At 35.0% G+C, this 17,177-nt stretch carries 16 protein-coding genes; 7 read left to right on the forward strand and 9 right to left on the reverse strand.

The features are described from left to right. The first annotated feature begins 25 nt into the window (after positions 1-25). Complete coding sequence (locus A3EM_RS0112135; protein WP_020528486.1) at positions 26-1,849, forward strand: glycoside hydrolase family 15 protein; 1,824 nt, start codon at positions 26-28, stop codon at positions 1,847-1,849. A gap of 52 nt (positions 1,850-1,901) precedes the next feature. Here the strand turns inward: A3EM_RS0112135 and A3EM_RS0112140 are convergent, their stop codons facing one another. From A3EM_RS0112140 to A3EM_RS47515, 3 genes are all read right to left on the reverse strand, one after another. Beyond that, on the reverse strand, positions 1,902-2,498 hold the full coding sequence (locus tag A3EM_RS0112140; RefSeq protein ID WP_020528487.1) for a hypothetical protein: 597 nt from the start codon (positions 2,496-2,498) through the stop codon (positions 1,902-1,904). Between the two features lie 44 nt (positions 2,499-2,542). Beyond that, positions 2,543-3,106: a nucleotidyltransferase family protein gene (locus A3EM_RS0112145; protein ID WP_020528488.1), complete on the reverse strand. Its 564-nt coding sequence runs from the start codon at positions 3,104-3,106 to the stop codon at positions 2,543-2,545. 97 nt (positions 3,107-3,203) lie between these two features. After that, on the reverse strand, positions 3,204-3,377 hold the full coding sequence (locus tag A3EM_RS47515; RefSeq protein ID WP_020528489.1) for a hypothetical protein: 174 nt from the start codon (positions 3,375-3,377) through the stop codon (positions 3,204-3,206). A gap of 130 nt (positions 3,378-3,507) precedes the next feature. Here A3EM_RS47515 and A3EM_RS47955 point away from each other — a divergent pair, with 130 nt between their 5' ends. Together A3EM_RS47955 and A3EM_RS0112160 are read left to right on the forward strand one after the other, a co-directional pair. Next, positions 3,508-3,660, forward strand: a complete 153-nt coding sequence (locus A3EM_RS47955) for a hypothetical protein (RefSeq protein WP_020528490.1) — start codon at positions 3,508-3,510, stop codon at positions 3,658-3,660. Beyond that, positions 3,657-5,345 (forward strand): sodium:solute symporter family protein, encoded by a 1,689-nt coding sequence (locus A3EM_RS0112160; protein ID WP_020528491.1) that lies wholly within the window; start codon positions 3,657-3,659, stop codon positions 5,343-5,345. The genes A3EM_RS47955 and A3EM_RS0112160 overlap by 4 nt, the downstream gene beginning before the upstream one ends. A gap of 47 nt (positions 5,346-5,392) precedes the next feature. Here the strand turns inward: A3EM_RS0112160 and leuB are convergent, their stop codons facing one another. From leuB to leuC, 3 genes are all read right to left on the reverse strand, one after another. Then, positions 5,393-6,478, reverse strand: coding sequence for a 3-isopropylmalate dehydrogenase (gene leuB / locus A3EM_RS0112165; RefSeq protein WP_020528492.1), 1,086 nt, complete (start codon positions 6,476-6,478; stop codon positions 5,393-5,395). Positions 6,479-6,560: 82 nt separating this feature from the next. Then, the gene (leuD, locus tag A3EM_RS0112170; protein ID WP_020528493.1) at positions 6,561-7,154 is read right to left on the reverse strand and encodes a 3-isopropylmalate dehydratase small subunit; all 594 of its coding nucleotides are present in this window, start codon (positions 7,152-7,154) and stop codon (positions 6,561-6,563) included. Positions 7,155-7,243: 89 nt separating this feature from the next. Next, the gene (gene leuC / locus A3EM_RS0112175; RefSeq protein ID WP_020528494.1) at positions 7,244-8,644 is read right to left on the reverse strand and encodes a 3-isopropylmalate dehydratase large subunit; all 1,401 of its coding nucleotides are present in this window, start codon (positions 8,642-8,644) and stop codon (positions 7,244-7,246) included. 786 nt (positions 8,645-9,430) lie between these two features. Here leuC and A3EM_RS0112180 point away from each other — a divergent pair. Together A3EM_RS0112180 and A3EM_RS0112185 are read left to right on the forward strand one after the other, a co-directional pair. Beyond that, positions 9,431-10,996 carry a LysM peptidoglycan-binding domain-containing protein gene (locus tag A3EM_RS0112180; RefSeq protein WP_020528495.1) on the forward strand — a complete coding sequence of 522 codons (1,566 nt, stop codon included), beginning with the start codon at positions 9,431-9,433 and terminating at the stop codon, positions 10,994-10,996. A gap of 103 nt (positions 10,997-11,099) precedes the next feature. Next, complete coding sequence (locus A3EM_RS0112185; protein WP_020528496.1) at positions 11,100-11,282, forward strand: hypothetical protein; 183 nt, start codon at positions 11,100-11,102, stop codon at positions 11,280-11,282. 243 nt (positions 11,283-11,525) lie between these two features. On the opposite strand, the gene A3EM_RS0112190 is transcribed toward A3EM_RS0112185, so the two are convergent. Beyond that, on the reverse strand, positions 11,526-12,221 hold the full coding sequence (locus A3EM_RS0112190) for a LytR/AlgR family response regulator transcription factor (RefSeq protein ID WP_020528497.1): 696 nt from the start codon (positions 12,219-12,221) through the stop codon (positions 11,526-11,528). Continuing rightward, the gene (locus tag A3EM_RS0112195; RefSeq protein ID WP_157637853.1) at positions 12,208-13,239 is read right to left on the reverse strand and encodes a sensor histidine kinase; all 1,032 of its coding nucleotides are present in this window, start codon (positions 13,237-13,239) and stop codon (positions 12,208-12,210) included. Before A3EM_RS0112195 ends, A3EM_RS0112190 begins: the two co-directional genes overlap by 14 nt. 215 nt (positions 13,240-13,454) lie before the next feature. Here A3EM_RS0112195 and A3EM_RS0112205 point away from each other — a divergent pair, with 215 nt between their 5' ends. Then, positions 13,455-13,835 (forward strand): MotA/TolQ/ExbB proton channel family protein, encoded by a 381-nt coding sequence (locus tag A3EM_RS0112205; protein WP_020528500.1) that lies wholly within the window; start codon positions 13,455-13,457, stop codon positions 13,833-13,835. A 98-nt stretch (positions 13,836-13,933) separates the two neighbouring features. On the opposite strand, the gene mnmE is transcribed toward A3EM_RS0112205, so the two are convergent. Continuing rightward, on the reverse strand, positions 13,934-15,316 hold the full coding sequence (gene mnmE / locus A3EM_RS0112210) for a tRNA uridine-5-carboxymethylaminomethyl(34) synthesis GTPase MnmE (RefSeq protein WP_020528501.1): 1,383 nt from the start codon (positions 15,314-15,316) through the stop codon (positions 13,934-13,936). Positions 15,317-15,562: 246 nt separating this feature from the next. Between mnmE and A3EM_RS45775 the strand changes: the two genes are divergently transcribed. Further along, the gene (locus tag A3EM_RS45775; RefSeq protein ID WP_020528502.1) at positions 15,563-17,146 is read left to right on the forward strand and encodes a GAF domain-containing protein; all 1,584 of its coding nucleotides are present in this window, start codon (positions 15,563-15,565) and stop codon (positions 17,144-17,146) included. The last annotated feature ends 31 nt before the right edge of the window (positions 17,147-17,177 follow it).

Raw genomic sequence — 17,177 nt, forward strand, 5'->3', positions numbered from 1 at the left:
AAAGATCAGCGAACTAGCAGAGATTATGGCAGAAAAAAGCAATTATCAACCAATTGAAAACTATGGCATTATTGGAGACCTTCATACAACTGCTCTGGTAGGTATGGATGGTTCCATAGATTTCATGTCTTTTCCCCATTTCGATTCCCCAACAATATTCGCAGCTCTATTGGATGATAAAAAAGGTGGAAGATTTAAAATCGCTCCAATTTTAGAAGGAGCAAAGCAAAAGCAAATTTATCTGCCAAATACCAATGTCCTGATGTCGCGATTTCTTTCTAAGGAAGGGGTTGCTGAAATTATAGATTACATGCCTGTGGAACAGGATGATGTAAGCCATGAGTTGGTAAGGAAAGTATCTACCATTAGAGGAGAAGTTCACTACGAAATGGTTTGTGATCCTCAATTCGATTATGGCAGGGCTTCGCATAAAGTGGAAAAAAAGTCTGAAGGAGTTTTGTTTACTTCCGATGGAGACGATAATTTAAAATTATTTCTGAGGTGTTCTATTCCTGTAGAAGTAGTAGAAGGCAAAGCAATAGTGAAGTTTACCCTTCATGCCGGAGAGACAGCCTCATTTATACTTGAACAATATAATTTGGGTGTTCATCCACCAAGTGCTGCACCAGATTTTGTAGAAGAGTCCTTTATCAATACAGTTAATTACTGGAGGAAATGGATCAGAAGGTCTAACTACAAAGGAAGATGGAGAGAAATGGTGAACAGATCCGCTTTGACTCTGAAGTTATTAACTTCCCAAAAATATGGTTCTGTTGTAGCAGCTCCAACTTTCGGTTTACCTGAAGAAATTGGGGGAGAAAGAAACTGGGATTACAGATATACCTGGATACGGGATGCCTCTTTTACTTTATACAGTTTAATCAGACTGGGTTATACAGAAGAAGCCACCGGATTTATGACCTGGATTGAGGGCCGATGTAAGGATTTGGATGATGATGGTTCTTTAAAGATCATGTACGGAATAGATGGCAGAAAGGAATTACCAGAAACTACTTTAGAGCATTTTGAAGGATATATGGGTTCCAGTCCGGTTAGAATTGGGAATGGGGCGCATGACCAGTTACAGTTAGATATTTATGGCGAGTTAATGGACTCGGTTTATTTATACAATAAATATGGAGAGCCAATTTCTAATGAATTGTGGAAAAATCTTGTTCGGTTAGTGGACTGGGTAACCCTCAACTGGCAGAAAAAAGATGAAGGAATTTGGGAAGTAAGAGGTGGACAACAGGAATTTCTTTATTCCCGATTGATGTGCTGGGTAGCAATTGACAGGGGAATCAGATTGGCACTAAAGCGTTCCTTTCCAGCGCCACTAGACCGATGGTACAGAACCAGAGATCAGATTTATATAGAAATTTTCAAGAAATTTTGGGATGAAGAGCGCCAAACTTTTGTACAGCATAAAGGCTCCAAAACCGTAGATGCCGCCTTACTCATGATGCCTTTGGTAAAATTTATCAGTCCAACGGATCCAAAATGGCTTTCTACCCTGAAAGCTATCGGAGAAGATTTAACGGATGATTCTTTGGTATATCGGTACCGTACACATGAAGCGGCTTCTGATGGATTATCAGGTGAGGAAGGAACATTTTGTATGTGCTCTTTCTGGTATGTGGAATGTCTTTCACGATCGGGCGAACATGAACAAGCCCGGCTTTTACTTGAAAAAATGTTTGGATATGCTAACCACTTAGGGCTTTATGCGGAAGAATTAGGACCAAGTGGAGAGCATTTAGGTAATTTCCCACAAGCATTTACTCACCTTGGGCTTATCAGTGCTGCCTTTGATCTGGATAGAAGAATTACAGAATCCAGAAGTAAATAAGACTTGTTTTAAATTTATTAAAAAGTGCTTGTAATTCATTTTAGAAGCACTTTTACTTTAAGTCCAAAACTTCCATAAACTCCAAAAAAGTAGAATTGGCAAAGCTGGATATATTTTCGATTTCGGAAAGGGGAAATTTTTTGGAAATTTTAATAAAGGAGTGGTAGGAAAGGATTTCCGTAAGTTGGGCCGTTTCTAATTCATTTGCCAACAAATAATTATCATCACCAAAGTGATATTCCCAGGGAGTGGATGGATTAACACACAAATAAATTCCTTTAGCCTGAATGAGGTAATGGTTTCGAATAAGAATTTCCCTGAATTCCACTAACAATTTTCCCTGCAAGTGAAGCGTGAAACTGATTTCATTTCCCCACCAAACCATTGTTCTAAAAGCAAATACTGAATCAGGTTTGAAAAGTTTGGGAAAATCAAGAACCAAATAGGGCAGGTTTTGGTAATTTTCTCCTTTCGATATTTTTCCATTTTTATTGTCAATTCCTTCAGGAAAATTTATCTCAAATTGCTTTATGATTTCCTTAATTTCTGTTCTTGTATCGGAAAGTAATTTGGTGATTTTATCTGTAATCAGTCTTTTGGTGATTAGAAAATCCTGATCTATTAAATATCTGAGTTCTTTTTCTGTCATAACTTTAGGTACTTAAAACCCTTATCTGAAACTTGATTAGAAGGTTATGGAATGAAAATTTGGAGCTTATGCCAGGTTTTCCCCCAGTTTTTCTCTTCAATCCTTTTTTTATAGACCGAAGCTTTTTCAGATTGAAATTCTTTCGTAGGATAAACCTTAAGTTCGAATAAATCATTCAACCCATGAGGATAAATGGCTTCAAATTCCCCAACTTCATTTAACCTGACAGCCACACAAGTTGGCGTTTCAACCCAATAAGATACCGCTTCTTCGGAGGATTTATAAGGTTTGTGCCCTTGCTTCAAATGCATTCTTGCCTGGTTTTTTACAGACCAGTTTACAGTAGAATCCATTGCTAATAATTTAGCATCCAATTCCCAATCTCTTTTCATGTCTGAATTTTTCGAATCAAAGAAAATAACATCCACATCATTCAATTCCGTTGGTTTTTCATAGCCATGTAAAAAGTCCCAAACCTTATTTCTGACAAAACCTGCCCCTATCCAGCAATCGGGAAGCTTAAGTGAAGCTACAATTCGCAGTTTTTCCATCATAAATGCATCAGAAGTAACAATGGGTTTCAAGTTTTGGAAATATAAATCCTCCATGAATTAATTTATAGAATGGCTTAAAAGCAAAATACCCTAACCAATTTGATTAAAACAAAAGGTTAGGGAAAATATATAATGTTGAATCGGATAAAAATTACCAGGAAATGACCAGGGTAATAAAAATTAAACTTGAAACCATGGCTAGAATTAAACCTGTCTTTTTGATGAAAATATTAACCTCTTTTTCTGAAAATTCAGGCTCACTACTTTTCCCTTCCTCCTGATTGAAGGTATAGGTATCCCAACTTTTATTACTGAAATAATTCATAATTTAATAGATTAATAAATTATTAATGATATGTTTGTCACGTAATATTTTTGACTAATATCAATTAAAAATTTTTCTTTAGTTATATTTAGCGATCGATCAGTATGTTTTATTAGCATAACAAATGATAATGAAGAACCAAGAACAACCTGCCGAAAATGACGAAGTGAAGAATGACCCTCCTCCATTTTTAAAATCCTGGAAACAGCTTTATGCGATAGTGATTGGTGAGTTAGTGATTTTAATTGTTTTGTTTTATTGGATTACCAAATTTTTCTCATGACCCTTTTAGATTGGTTTGTGCTGGGTGGCACTCTATTATTTATTGTAGTTTACGGAACCTGGAAAACGAAAGGAAGTAAGGATATTCAGGGATATTTATTAGGAAATAAGGAGGCTCAATGGTTCACGGTTGCCCTCTCCATTATGGCTACTCAGGCTAGTGCGATCACTTTTTTATCTGCTCCGGGCCAGGCTTTTTCCGATGGAATGCGATTTATCCAGTTTTATTTTGGACTGCCATTAGCTATGGTATTCCTTTCCGTTACTCTTGTACCTATTTATCATAAATTAAATATTTATACGGCATATGAATACCTGGAGAAAAGGTTTGATTTTCGAATTAGGGTATTAACCGCATTGTTGTTTTTAATTTCAAGAGGACTGGCTGCGGGCTTTACCATTTTTGCCCCTTCCCTGATTTTATCTTCCCTGCTAGGTTGGGATATTTACTTTACCAATCTGATCATAGGAATTTTGGTTATAATTTATACCGTATCCGGAGGAACAAAAGCGGTGAGCCAAACCCAAAAATACCAGATGGGAGTGATTGTAGTGGGTATGTTAATCGCTGGAGTCATGGTAGTTTCCCTTCTCCCTAATCAGGTCACTTTCGGGGATGCACTCAATATTGCCGGAAAGATGGGAAGACTAAATGTAGTTGATCTGGAGTTTGACCCAACCACAAAGTACAATATCTGGACGGGAATCATTGGTGGTTTTTTCCTCGCACTTTCTTACTTTGGTACCGATCAGTCTCAGGTTCAGCGGTATTTATCCGGTAGTTCTGTAGGACAAAGTCGGCTGGGTTTGTTATTCAATGGAATGATGAAAATCCCTATGCAATTCGCCATTTTATTTATTGGGGCAATGCTTTATGTGTTTTATTTCTTCTTCCAGCCACCCGTTTTTTTCAATCAGGTATTATTGGAAGATGCCAAACAAACCGGGCAGGTAGTGCAGTTGGAAAAATTGGATAAAGAATATTCAAAAGCATTTTTTGATAGAAAAGAAAAAGCATTTAAAGTGGTGGCGTCTTTACATAAGGATGATGAAAATGCTGTAGACAAAGCCATAGAAGAATTAAAAACCTCAGATCAGAATCTGCTTGAAATTAGAGAACAAACTATTTCTTCAATTAAAGTAGCAAATCCTGAAGCAGATACCAATGATACTAATTATGTGTTTTTGAATTTCGTATTGGATTATCTTCCTCCCGGTCTGATTGGTTTATTAATCGCAGTGATTTTATCTGCTTCTATGTCATCCACTTCATCAGAATTGAATGCGCTGGCGTCTACTACGCTTATTGATATTTATAAAAGGTATTATAAAACCGATGGCAGTGACAGCCATTACCTGAATGTTTCTAAACTAATGACTGTGGTTTGGGGAATTTATGCCATTATTTTCGCCATGTTTGCCAACCGGCTGGGGACCCTGATTGAAGGGGTAAATATTTTAGGTTCATTGGTTTATGGTACTATTCTGGGGGTTTTCCTAGTAGCCTTTTTCGTGAAAAATGTGAATGGAACAATAATACTGGTTACAGCTATTTTCTCGGAAATAATTATCTTATACTGCTGGTGGTTTACAGAAATTCCATTCCTTTGGTTTAATGTAATCGGTTGTTTATTTGTCCTGATACCAGCATATATATACTCTTTAATTGTAAAAGAAAAAAGCTGATGAAAAATCATCAGCTTTTTTAATTGGAAAAATGTTAGAATATTTTTTTATGCTAAGGCAGCCGCTTTTTCTTTAATTAAGGCTGCGATTTTATCCCCTACTTCTGTGGTAGAATAATGTTTTTCTGAGTTGATATCAACTGTAACAAACCCTGTATTTAAAGCTTCTTCTACTGCATCTCTGATTACATTAGCTTCTTTCACCAAATCAAAAGATGTTTCTAATAACATGGCAGCTGACAAAATAGAAGCCATTGGATTGGCAATGTTTTTACCTGCAGCCTGAGGATAAGAACCATGAATTGGTTCATACAACCCTAATCCACTTCCTACAGATGCAGATGGCAACATACCAAGAGATCCTGCAATTACAGAAGCCTCATCAGTAATGATATCTCCAAAAAGGTTTTCCGTAAGAATTACATCAAACTGACTTGGGTTTAAGATCAATTGCATAGCTGCATTGTCCACAAATAGGAAATCCAGTTCTACATCACTAAAGTTCTCTGCTGCATATTTGGTAACCACCTCCCTCCAAAGCCTTGAAGTAACCAATACATTTGCCTTATCAACAAGAGTAACTTTATTTCTTCTTTTTCTGGCTGCTTCAAAAGCGAGTTTGGTAATTCTGATAATTTCTTCTTCAGTATAAATACTGGTTTCAAAAGCAGTTTTACCATCTTCCGATCTTCCTCTTGGAGAACCAAAATACAACCCACCAGTCAATTCTCTAAAAACAAGAAAATCGGTTCCACTTATTCTATCAGATTTTAATGGAGAAGCTTCCTCTAATACTTTATAACTTCTAACAGGTCTAAGGTTGGCAAATAATCCCAGGCTTTTTCTCATTCTCAAAAGCCCCTGCTCAGGTCTTACTTTTGCAGTAGGATCATTATCATATTTGGGATCGCCAATTGCACCAAATAATACGGCATCAGAATTTTTACAAACCTGATAAGTTTCCTCAGGGAAAGGATCTCCGGTTTTATCAATGGCAATAGCCCCAACTAACCCTTCTGTAAAATTAAATTCGTGTCCGAAAGCTTCAGCAACAGCATTTAGTGCTTTTACACCTTCTGCTGCTACTTCTGGTCCAATTCCGTCTCCACTTAATAAACCTATATTCTTTTTCATTCTTTAAATAAATGTTTTGGCTGAGGGTTTTTTAAAAAGAAAAACCCTCAAAAATTTTATTCAATTAATAATTATGTGTTTGCTAAAACTTTACCTGATTTTTTTCAAATTCAAGGATTTCCGCTTTTTTGCTCAGGATATAATCGATATCATCATATCCATTTAGCAAACATACTTTTTTGTATTCACTGATCTCAAAGTTTTCAGATTCTCCGGTACTTACCAAAGTGATGGCCTGATTTTCAAGGTCAACTTTCAATTCAGCTTTTGGGTCAGCCTCAATAGCATTAAATATTTTTGAAAGAAATTCTTCAGAAACCTGAACAGGAAGTAAACCATTATTCAATGCATTTCCCTTAAAAATATCGGCAAAGAATGAGGAAACCACCACCTTAAAGGGATAATCCCGGATTGCCCATGCAGCATGCTCTCTTGAAGAACCACTCCCAAAGTTTTTACCTCCAACTAATATATCTCCTGAATATTTAGGGTTGTTCAGTACAAAATCCTCTTTCAAAGAACCATCGGGATTATATCTCCAGTCCCTGAATAAGTTTTCACCAAACCCATCTCTGGTAGTTGCCTTGAGGAATCTGGCAGGAATAATTTGATCTGTATCTACATCTTCCACCTGCAAGGGCACTGCAGTGGAAACTAAAGTTTGAAACTTTTCCATTATATTATATTTTCCTTTTGAAAAGTACCAATTCTAATTTTTAAAAAAGTTTTGGTACAATTGAATCTAATTGCTTATTTATCAATAAATTAAACCTCTTCGGCTACATTAGTGATATAACCGTTAATGGCCGCTGCTGCCACTGTAAGCGGACTTGCTAAAATCGTTCTGGCTCCAGGTCCCTGTCTTCCTTCAAAATTCCTGTTAGAAGTAGAAATGCTGTACTGTCCTTTAGGAACTTTATCTTCATTCATTGCCAAACAAGCAGAACATCCGGGCTCTCTGAATTTAAATCCGGCTTCTTCAATGATTTTATCTAATCCTTCGGCTCTAGCCTGATTTTCTACCTGCTTGGAACCAGGAACAATCAGATCATTTACATGATCGGCTTTTTTCTTCCCTTTCACATAATCGGCAAAAATTCTAAGGTCTTCAATTCTTCCATTAGTACAACTTCCGATGAAAACCCAGTCAATTTTCTTCCCAATCATATTATCTCCGGGATTGAAGCCCATATAATCAAGTGATTTTTTGAAAGTGATTCTGTTATTTTCTCCTTCAATTTTATCTAATGTTGGGATATGGCTGTCTACCCTTACACCCATGCCTGGGTTTGTTCCGTAAGTTACCATTGGCCCGATATCTTCGGCTTTTATATATAATTCCTTATCGAATTTTGCGCCTTCATCAGTTTTCAATGATTTCCAGTAGGCCACCGCTTTTTCCCAGTTTTCGCCTTTTGGAGCATGTTCTCTTCCTTCTATATAGTTAAAAGTAGTTTGGTCAGGAGCGATCATTCCTCCTCTGGCCCCCATCTCAATTGACATGTTACAAACAGTCATTCTGGCCTCCATAGAAAGTGATTCAATCGCAGAACCACAGTATTCTACAAAATATCCAGTACCTCCAGATGAAGATATCTGGGAGATAATATATAAGATGATATCTTTTGACAATACACCTTTACCCAATTCACCATCAATTTGAATTTTCATGGTTTTAGGCTTGGATTGAAGTAAACACTGTGTGGCTAATACGCTTTCTACCTGGCTCGTTCCGATACCAAAAGCTATCGCTCCAAAAGCTCCATGGGTGGATGTATGTGAATCACCACAAACTATGGTCATTCCCGGTTGGGTAATTCCCAATTCTGGTCCAATGATATGCACAATACCATGATTAGGATGACCTAATCCAAACATCTGAACACCGTATTTTTCGCAATTGTCTTTAAGTTTGGCAACCTGAAGACGTGAAAGTTCTTCCTGGATAGGCAAATGCTGATCTTTTGTTGGAACATTGTGATCAGGTGTTGCAACCGTATTTTGAGTTCTGAATACCTCAATTCCTCTTTTTTCTAATCCAGCAAAAGCTTGTGGACTGGTTACCTCATGCACCAAATGTCGGTCGATGTATAGAATCTCAGTGCTATCATCTATTTTATGCACAATATGCGCATCCCAAACCTTCTCAAATAACGTTTTTGCCATTTATTTAAAAATTTAATATTTAAGTAGCCGGGCGGGTAAACTGCTACAATGGTTGCCACAACTACTTGATTGTAAGTAAAATAATTCTCATTTGTAAAAGTCCGAGGACTGGTCTGTATTTAACTACCTGATTGACGGTGAAATACAGGCCTTTTCAAATTGGTGGGTAAATATAGTTTAAAAAAATATTCCGTATCCTATTCGGGAATTGAAAGGAATTAGCAAAAAAATGCTAAAAAATTAAGTCTATCACTATGATTATTTGAAACAATATCATTTAGAATTATGAAAATTTTAAATAACTACAATAAATTTTATTTAATTCTTAATTTTAATACTAATAATGATGGTAAGTTATAAAAATGATTGAATGATGGTTTTTTAATTTACAGCTTCTAAATAAAATTTTCCTCCTGCTCTATAAAGTTATTCAATTCACCTGCTTTCAAGAAATTCCACCACCTGATTAACTTAAATTTTCTCTAACAACTACAAATTGAACACAGAAGGATTCTCTCCATAATGTGCCCAGGTTTTCTCTAATTCCTTAAAGGCTAAAAAATGCCAAAAAGTATAAAATTAGGCTAAGTATATCTTGTATAGTACTAAAAATGGATTTTAGTGCTAATTATAGATTAAAAAATTGGTGAATGTCTAAGTAATTATTTTAAAGTGAAAAGAATTTACAAATTAGTTTTTGAAATGCATATAGTGCCTAATTTGTGAAAAGTATAAAGATTATTATCGGTATATAATTGTGTCATTATTCAATTTAACAATTAAATCATGACGCATATTACCAATCACCTCTCACAAAATTGTGGCTATAAGGTTAGAAGTATTCAGCCTGAAAATGAATATTTAAAAAGGCTATTTGGGGAAAGAGTTAAGTATATTTTTATGATGCTGGTAACGATTTTCTTGCTTCAAAACAACCTGGAATTGTCAGCAGAGCACAATAGCAAAACTTTCACTTACACCGTAAAAAGCGGGGATTCTCTTTATAAAATTTCAAGGGAAACAGGGATTAGTATAAATGATATTATTAGAATCAATAATTTAAAGGGGAACAATATACTTATAGGCCAGCATTTAATCATACCAACTACAGCATCCAGACAACAAGCGACAAATGTAGTTGCAAAGCAGGTTGTAAAAACAAGCGCTGTTTATTCCAACAGCAATCAGAAAAAGCATATAGTGAAAAGAGGAGATACTTTGTTTGGTATTTCTAAAAAATATGGAATTCCGGTGAAACAGATCATCAATGAAAATAAATTGAATTCTACTACAATCAGAAGCGGACAACTTTTGACGATTTCCAACAAAGTGGATACTGAAGTTGAATCCAAGTTTAAACAATCGGAGTATTACCAAAATAATTATCAGACCAATACCAATCAAAAAATCAGTAATTATGAGCTACAAGCTGTTTGGTTAGCAAGAAATGAGTTTTCCATGGTAAAATCGAATCAGGGAAATTTTTCTGATAGAAATACCTACAATATTTATCACAGGTCTCAATTTTTAGCCAATGTTTCTGATAATATCCAAAGTAGATATGCAGTAAATAGTCGGGGAATTCAATATAATGATCCAAATAAGATTTCTTATTACCACATCAGGAATTATGGCTTTTCACATCAAGTTGCAAATGCATTGGCGTTTGCCTCATCCAATGAAGGTGGGCCAAGTGCATTGAATTTTTATGATGGTGCAGGTTCTTTTGGATTTATTCAGTTTACCTTAAAATATGGTTCATTTGCTAAATTTGTTTCGCATTTAAAAGAAAATGATTATCTTACGTACAAGAACTATCTGGTAAGATATGGAATTCGGCTTGAAAACGGCTTCAATAAATATGGGGAGCCTTCTGAAGAGTTGGTAGTTTATGCCCCTGAAGGCTATAGAGGAATTACCAGGATTACCGGAGATTTAATTTTTGATTATATTATAGACCATAAAACATTATACGGTCCACTAATTTTATTAGGACAAAATACTACTAAAATACAAATAGAGTCAGCTTACCAACAATACTATAAATCCGCAGAAAACTTACAAATAAACCTTTTTGGATACAATAAAAATCTAAGTGTATCAAATTTACTCGAAACCACGGCAGGAATGACTGCCCTTACTGATCTTTGTGTAAAATTAGGGGAGGATGGCACCAAAAGACTTATTGAAAAAACAATTAACAGCTTGTTGATTTCAACCTCTTTTTCCATACAAGGTCTTTATAATCTAAATGATAACCAAATAATACAAGCTATTATCAATAATTCTGATGATTTATTGGTAAAGCGAAGATTGACCAAATTAATATATCAACAACAACAAGTTCTCTAGCTTTAAACAATTAAACCTTCACTACATTATTTTCTTAAATAAGTATAAAATTTTGATCATTTAATAAAGATTAAAATTTTTTATTAATACCACGTTATTTGTTATGAGAAGGCTAATTGATAAGCTTAATAAGGTTAGAAATTTTAAAACTAGAAGAACTATGAACAACAAGGTTAAAGATATATGGCAGCAAAGGAGAGAATGGGTTAAAAAAATGGAAATGAAAGAAAAGGGCTTGAATAGTGGAAAGGAAAAAATGAAAGCTACCTATAATAATTTAGGATAAAGTTTGAAATAGCAATTTCCATATCAGGAAATTTGAAGAAAGTTTAAAAATCTCATCGTCAGGGCCAGAATACCGATGATGTGTATAAAATATATAAAGCTGATTAATAGGCTAAAAATCTATTAATCAGCTTTTTTTTGCCAAATGGCTACAAAAAGGGATAATAAGTGTTGATTATCAGGATGTAACATTTTTAGATACAGATTGGAAACAAAACCTCTGGTTATCAACTTTTAAAATCCTTTACCATTTATCTTTCAGTAATTCCCTAAATGGCCGGCTTACAGGAAGCCATTTCTCTCCTACTTTAACTTTGTCGGCAGTGTAGGCCTCTACCTTGTCTTTTGCCACTACAAATGATCGGTGTATTTGAAGGAAATAGGATTCAGGTAATTTAGTCATCAATTCTTTTAAAGTGATTTTGGTTATAAAGGGCTTTTCCATTTCAGATACCATTTTTACATAATCTCCCATCACCTCAATAAATAGAATCCGCTCAAGCTCCACCCGGACCATTTGCCGATTTTGCTTCAAATAAATGGCCTCCTGCTTATTTTCCTGAGGTTTCCCGGATTTCGCTCCTTGCAATTTCTGAAACCGGTAAATAGCTTTCATAAAACGATCGAAACTTACAGGTTTTAAAAGGTAATCTACCACTTCCAGCTCAAAAGCCTGTACCGCATAATCCCGATGAGCTGTTATTAAGATTGCTTTTGGAGCAGTAGACCATGTTTTCAAAAAAGAGAGACCATTTAATTCTGGCATTTCAATATCCAGCAGCAGTAAATCAATAGCATCTTTCTCCAAATATTCGGGAATTTCCCAGGCGCCCTTGCAAATTCCTGCCACTTCCAAAAAAGGGACTTTAGAAGTATATCCACTAATCAATTCTCGCGCATAAGGCTCATCATCAATGATCAGGCATTTAATGTTGTTCATGGGCAGGCAAGGTTAAATAAACAGTAAAAGAATCTGAGTAGTCCTTTAAATGCAGTTGGTATTGGTTATTGTATAAGTAATCTAGTTGCTTCCTGATATTCTCCAACCCAATCCCCAATGATTTTGCATTTTGGCTGGCTATTGCTTTTGAGTTTTTTATATAAATCAGAATCTGTTGTTTTTCTATTTCTATTCTCACAATAATAAAAGCTTTGTCCCTGGCATTTTTAACTCCATGTTTAAAGCAGTTTTCCAAAAAGGTAATTAATAAAAGTGGGGGGACCTGATATAGAGCTAAGGAAATATTGGCTTCCATTGTCAATTCCAGTTTATCATGGTAGCGCATGGATTCCAAATACGCAAAATCCTGCATTTTCTCCCACTCAACCTCCAGATTCACCCAGGTTTCTTTTCCCTGATGAAGTACATAATCGAGCAAATGGCTTAGTTTCATCACTACTTCCGGAGCTTTATCTGATTTTTGAAGCGTAAGGTAATATAAATTGTTTAGTGTATTGAAAAGAAAATGTGGGTGTAACTGGGTTTTCAAAAACATCAGTTCGGCTTCACTTTTTCCCTGCAAAGCCAGCAGATATTTCCTTTGCATGGTATGCCATTGTTCAGTTACGCTTATAGTTACAAAAAGCAGGATGAAAAAATAGGTGGTACCCACAAAGGAATAAAAGCTTTGAATGGGAGCCAATAGTTTATAATAAGAATAACCGGCCATCCAGGCTAAGGATGTATACAAAATAATTACTATCCCATAAATAGAGGCGATAAAAGTATAGAAAAGGTAAAGAAAAAAATACCATAGCTGATCTTTTAACAAGTAGTGAGGAATAAGGTGTTTTACTATAAAATACGCAGTAATCATTACCAGAGGCATTAACAGACAAGTCAGAATAGTGGCCTCCCCAAATCTTTGCTCAAAGTGCCCGAAATGGTAAATGCTGAACAGGAAAAGTAAACTCCAGAAAATTACCTGAGCAATTTTATATAAATTCTTTTGTTTCATTTCAATGACTATATTATGCATTTTCCTGTAGATGCTGAATTAAAGTCGATGATTTACCAAATTAAGAAGGTAGATTACTCAATAAAAGATGGAATCCAATTGTCGATTTCCCCATGTCAAATATCCCCTTAAACAAGGAACCCGGCTATATTTTTTCCACTTCAATTTTAATACTTTTAGGATTGTAGCATGTAAAACCAAAAAAATTAAAAAAAATGAATTTAGTTGAATGGCATTATGAGGGAGGTTTAGATTATATGCTTCCAATCAGTATTCTTTTAATTACTATACTTGTTCTTTTTTCCATTTTTATGCTGCGGAAATTTAAAGGACAACTTATTCCAAAATGGTTAGAAAAGAGCATATATCAAATCGGGCTATTTAGCTTCTTTTTTGGCTTGTTAGGCCAAATACTAGGCCTTGTTAATGGATTAGATGCTATTGAAAAGGCAGGGGCTATATCACAGGGAATTTTAGCAGGGGGATTAAAAGTCAGTTTTTATCCTACTATCTATGGACTGATTGTTTTCCTTATCTCACAGGTATTTAATTTTATCATGACCAGGCTTAGCCCATCTTCCAAACAACAAGCATAAGTAGAAATTCAGAATTTATAATTATCTATTGATTAAATAAAAAAGAGGTTGCCCGAAAAGGGCAGCCTCTTTTTTTTATCTATCGATGTTTGTATTGGTTACTTTCCGATACAAAATTTGGAAAAGATATTAGCTAAAAGATCGTCTGTTGTGATCTCACCTGTGATCTCCCCTAAAAAATGTAAAGCCTCTCTGATGTCCAGGGCAAGGAAATCTCCAGAAACCCCATTCTCCAGTGCCTGAATAACGTCTACAAGTGCTTTTTGGGTATTTACCAGATTTTCATAATGCCGAACATTGGTTACCACAGTATTCCCTGTTTTAAAACTGTCCAGGTTTACCACTTCAAGTAATTTCTTTTTAAGTGATTCAATATGAAGTTTTTTCCCAGCCGAAATACCAAAGAAATGCTGAATATTGGAAAATTCCTCCGGAAGTTCTCCCTTTTCAAGCAAATCAATTTTATTGGCGATTACCAAAAACGGAATATTCATTTCTTCCAAATGCTTAATTTCATCAAAAAGCTCTGAAACTTCAGTTTCCTTTACATCGAAAAGGTAGATGATTAATGAAGCATCTTTCATTTTTTCATAGGTTCTTTTTACGCCTATGGCTTCTACTTTGTCTTCAGTTTGTCTTAGCCCGGCAGTATCAATAAACCTGAAACTGATTCCACCAATTACCAATTCATCTTCAATAAAATCTCTGGTTGTTCCGGGAATTTCAGAAACAATAGCCTTTTCTTCATTTAATAAAGCATTTAATAAAGTCGATTTCCCTGCATTTGGTTTTCCGGCAATTACGGTAGGCACTCCGTTTTTGATCACATTTCCTAAATCAAAGGATTCAATTAAATCTTTTAAAATACTCTGGAGGTGGGTAACTAGACTTTTCAGTTCTGCCCTGTCGGCAAATTCCACATCCTCTTCGCTGAAGTCTAATTCCAATTCTATCAAAGAAGCGAAATTGATTAACTTTTCCCTTAAAGTTTTAATTTCTTTCGAAAACCCACCTCTCATCTGATTGAGTGCCGCATGATGCGATACTTCTGAATCAGAAGCAATTAAATCGGCAACTGCCTCGGCCTGAGCTAAATCCAGTTTTCCATTAGTAAAAGCTCTTTTAGTAAATTCACCTGGGTTGGCATATCTCACCTTGTTTTTCTGAAATAATTGAATAATTTTTCTAACAATATAAGCCGAACCATGGCAGGATATCTCTACAACATTTTCACCTGTATAAGAATTAGGGTTTCGGAATAGAGAAACCAATACTTCATCTATAATTGTATTTTCATCTCTAAGGGTTCCGAAATGGATGGTATGTGTTTTTTGTTTTTCCAGGTCCTTTCCTTTAAAAACCTTATTCGTAATCTTTATGGCATCCTCCCCGGTTAACCGGATGACAGCTATAGCTCCTTTACCCGTAGGGGTGGAAAGTGCTATAATGGTATCATGATTATCCTGATATTTATTAATCATACTGAGTTATTCTATGGATTATAAAGTGCAAAGTAATAAAAAAAGAAGTTGTAATTAATTGGAAATGGATGATAGTGTATTTCCAGGTTGGCAAATTGATCAATCTTTAATAATAATACTCTTTTGTTAATGGCGTTAGGGTTCTACTAACAGGGATTTTTTTGTCCTGAATACCAGATTTTTTGAACAATAAACAAGCCTCTTAAGTCTCATTACTTTCTTACCAATTTCCAATTAATATTTTAAATGAAAATTATTAACCTGCAATACCTGAAAAATAATGGAATATATGTAGCCATTATTTTTTCTCTAATTCTTATTGTTTCAAACTCCATATTGGTTTATGTGAACCAAAAATCCCTTCAGAATATAAATAAGGTAAAGTCTCAGGCAGTAGAAATTCATAGAGCTGTAGATAATTTGTGGAAACAGGTTCTTCAAAGCGATGTTGGGATAAGAGGATATATGTTGGTTCAGGAGGAAAAATTTATCCAACCAATGATGGATGCTAATGAAGATTATGAAAAAGCTTATCAAAAACTAAGGACAGAATTAAAAAAGCAAGGTTTTGATGTTTCTTTAATGAAAGGCTGGGAAGATATTTTTTATCACAAAATGAATGAGGCCTTAACAATGAAGGAATTGATTGATAATAATGATAAAGAGAAGGCCCTGGAAATATTAAAAGAAGATAATGGTTTAAAGCTATGGTTGGCATTTAGTCCTTTTTACGAAAAAATGAATGACTATGAAAAAAAGGTGAGGGTAGAGGCTGAGAGTAATTATCAATTAATTTTAAACACAACCATATTTGTTCAAATATTATTATTAATTCTTGCCTTTCCCACCCTGATAATGGTATGTATAGTCATTAGGCGAAATAACCTAAATAGAAAAAGACTTTATACTAATCTGGAAAATAGCACTAGGAAATATATTTTTGATCCCCAAACTGAAATAAAGAATATTAATGGGAAACAGGTTATTTTAACACTTATTGATAGCCTGAAACATGCTTCAGAATTTATAAGTGAAATAAGTAAAGGTAACTATGAAGTAGATTGGAAAGGCATAAATTCTGAAAATGAGAAAAATAATCAGGAAAATCTTGCCGGAGAACTTATCCACATGAGGGAACAAATGAAGAAAGTGAAGGATAGGGAGCAAAAAAGAAACTGGGTAAATATTGGTTTAGCAAAGTTTTCAGAATTACTTAGATTTCAGGAGGAAAGTATTGAAAAAAACCTTGATATTATTTTACCCGAATTGGTAAAGTATGTCGGTGCTAATCAGGGCGGTTTTTTTGTGCTTTCCAATCAAAAAAAGGAAGTAGATGAACTGGAACTCAAAGCATGTTATGCCTATAACAAAAAGAAATTCATAAATAATAAGGTTCAATCAGGTGAGGGACTTGTGGGACAGGTGTTTTTGGAGAAGGAAAAAGTGGTATTAACTGATGTACCAGAAGATTATATTTCAATTACTTCAGGATTGGGAGAGGCCACACCCGAATGTTTAATAATACTTCCTCTTTTGAGTAATGAGGAAGTGATAGGTGTTTTAGAGCTGGCATCTTTTCAGCCTTTTGAAGATTATCAAATTGAGTTTATTGAGAAACTCACAGAATCGATTGCATCTGCATTATATTCCCTGAGAATTAACGATACTACAAAACAGCTTTTGCAGGAAACTCAAACCCAATCGGAAATGCTGAGATCTCAGGAAGAAGAGCTGCGTCAAAATCAGGAAGAATTATTGGCTTCTCAGGAAGAGTTAATTCGAAAAAATGCCGAATTAGAAAAAAAACTATCCGAGTTACAAAACAATTAGGTTGTTCATTTATTTAATTTGAGGTTTATTA

Origin of the sequence: Flexithrix dorotheae DSM 6795, assembly GCF_000379765.1 — a bacterium.
GTDB classification, from domain to species: Bacteria; Bacteroidota; Bacteroidia; order Cytophagales; family Flammeovirgaceae; genus Flexithrix; species Flexithrix dorotheae.